Below are 2,852 nucleotides of genomic sequence, written 5' to 3' on the forward strand. Positions count from 1 at the left end.
GGGTGTTATAGTATGCCTCCCCCCGCCCGCCCGGCCGCCGCCCAGACCGCCTGCCCCGAGACCGCCCGCCCCGAGACCGCCACCTCCGAACGCACCTCCGAGGGCGGCGCCGCGACCGTTGGTAGTGCCGCCGGCGCTGGGCAACGGGGTCGACAAGTCGGCGAGCGCCACCCGGTCGCCGACCTTCAACCCCGAGGTGATCTGCGTCAGGGTGGTCCCGGCTGCCCCGACGCCGACGATCGTGGCCGTAGCCTTACCGCCTCGGACCACCGTCACGGTATGTATCTGACCCAGTGACCGAAGGGCCGAGCTGGGCACCGCGATGGCGTTCGCCGCCTGGGCGATCACGATGGCGACGTCGGCGTCCGAACCGGAGAAGATCCGCTGGCTCGGCCGGTTGAGCGAGATCGCCACCGGATAGCTCACCGAGCTCGACGCTCCCGAGCCGCCGCTCGAGCCGCTCGACAGCGATGACGTCGGTAGCAGCCCGATGCCGACGACCGTGCCGGTCAGGGCCGTGGCCGACCCGTCGACGATCGCCGAGGCGGCCTGACCGACCTGCACCTTCGCCAGGTCGGAGTCGGCCACGGACGTCTCGACCTGGTAGGAGGTCCCGGCGCCGATCACGGTGATCCCGGAGCCCGCAGATGCCGTCGAGGCCGCCTGGACAGACTCGCCGATGGTCAGGCCGACCGCCCCGACCGTGCCCGCCAGCGGACTGACCAGAGTGGTCTGGACCAGTTCGTCCCTGGTCTGGGTCAGCGCGGCCTGCGCCGCATCGACCGTGGCCTGGTCGGCGGCGATCTGCGCCGGGGATGCCGGCTCGCCCTGAGCGCCGCCGCGCGCCGAGGACGCCGAGCCCCCGGAGCGCGCCGATCCGGAACCGGATGAGCCGCCGGAGCCGCCGGAGCCGCCGGAGCGAGCCGACCGAGTGCCACCGGCGCCCCCTGCACCACCCGCGCCTACTCCACCGCCCGAGCCACCTACACCACCCGAGCCACCCGGACTACCGGTACCAGCCGAGCCACCTGCACTGTCTGCGCCCGCTGCCCCCGCGCCCGGCCTGCCCGAGGTCGAGCCCGTCGAGGTCGATCCCCCTGCGGACGGGGTCGCCGCGGAGGAGCCGGAAGCGGGAGAGAGGGTGACAAGGGCGTCGATCGCGTTACCGAGCGTGGCCTCGTCCCGGGTCACCGCAGCCTGGTCGGCCGAGACGAGCTGCTGGTCGGTGAGCACGGTGCTCAGCAGCGCCGAGCAGGCGGATGCGGCATCCGAGCCCGCCGTCGTCCCGTTGGCTGCTGGGACGAGCGAGGTCACGGGCTGCGCGGCCAACCGCTGCACGGCCTCGACCACCCGCAGCCTCGACCTGGCCGAGGCCGGCGCGGTGCTCACCGAGGCGGACGCGCCCGCGATGGTGGGCGCCTGGCCCGTGCCCGGTGCCGATGTGGCCGGTGCCGATGTGGCCGGTCCTGAGGCGGCCGGGGCCGAGGAGCCCGGTGTCGGCCCGGCTGGCGTCGACGTGGCCGGCGCCGAGGAGCCCGGTGTCGGTCTGGCTGGCGTCGACGTGGCCGGTGCAGGGGAGCTCGGCGTCAGTCGGTCGGCGCGGGCCGGCGGGCCGGCGTGCACCGGCGGGTCGGGGTGTACCGGCGGGGATGTGTGTGCGGGCGGGGCGGCGTGGACTTCACCGCCCGGCTGGCCCGCGTCCGCGGGGGCGGATCCGGCCGAGCCGGGCGCCGTCGCGGGCGAACCGTCCGTCGTGGGCGGTGCGGCTATGCCGGGCGCTGCCGCTGCGTCGATATACGCCGCGCAGGTCGTCTTCTCCTGACCGAGGTCCGTCGTGGCGACGGCGAGGTCGGTGTCGGCGGTGTGCTGCGCGGTGACGAGGGACTTCTGCGCCTTGGTGACGGCGGCGCGGGCGGCGGCCAGGGCGCCGCCGTTCCCCGACCCCGTTGGGCCTGTCGCAGTGGGGCCTGTCCTTGCCGGGCTGGCCGCCGTCGGGTCGGCCGCCGTCGAGGTGGACACTGCCCGGTTGGCAGGTCGGGCGCCGTCCGTCACCAGGGAGATCGGCTGGATCGTCGCCGGGCCACCCGAGTAGGAGGCGGCGGAACCCGTCGCCGGGCCGGATCCGGTGCCGCCTTCGCTTGCCTCGTCGGAGATCAGCCTTGCCTGATCGGTGGCAAGCGTGGCCGCGGCCGCGTCGACCGCGGCCGACAGCGTGGCGGCGTCGAGAGTCGCGAGTGTCTGCCCGGCATCGACATGATCACCCGGGGCGACGGCGACGCTCGCGACCGTTCCCGAGACGGGGAAGGTCACGCTCGCCTGGCTCGCGGGCGAGACGACACCGGTCGAGTCGAGCGTCTGTGCGACGGTGGCCCGCACCGCCGTGGCGGTGCGGTAGTCCGGACCGGACGACCCCGTCGCCGCAAGCGTCGCCGAGCCGGCGGCGACGATGATCACGGCGACGACGCCGATCACGACCCAGACTCGGGCGCCCCGCAGACTGGTCCGGGCCAGCACCCGGCCTGATCGGTCACCCATTGGCCGTGCCGCCAGCCGAGCCCTGGCCGCCCGAGCCCTGGCCGCCGAAGCCCTGGCCGCCGAAGCCCTGGCCGCCGAAGCCACGGCCGCCGAAGCCACCGGTGCATCCCTGCTTGGCGGCCGGGCGGACGCTGATGGAGGTGGCGGACACCGCACCGGTGTCGTCGGCCTTACCGGCGGCGGTCAGGCACTCACCGACGGCCAGGGCCGCCGAGGTGGCGCTGCTCGTCTCCTCGACGGTGGTCGACGAGCCGAGGGCCACCGTCGAGGTGACGGTCGCGCCGGGCGACGGGGTGGCGGCGGGCGCCGCCGAGGCC

The 2,852-nt window shown here is 75.2% G+C and carries 1 protein-coding gene and 1 pseudogene; both read right to left on the reverse strand.

Features of this window, described 5'->3' with window-relative positions:
- Window positions 1-2,535: HlyD family efflux transporter periplasmic adaptor subunit (locus ND748_RS29370; protein ID WP_251749444.1), on the reverse strand; the 2,535-nt coding region annotated here is incomplete at its 3' end.
- Window positions 2,528-2,852: pseudogene (locus ND748_RS29375) on the reverse strand (hypothetical protein); the annotation flags it as partial. The pseudogene ND748_RS29375 and the gene ND748_RS29370, both read right to left, overlap by 8 nt.

This window comes from Frankia sp. AiPs1 (assembly GCF_023716945.1).
GTDB lineage: Bacteria > Actinomycetota > Actinomycetes > Frankiales > Frankiaceae > Frankia.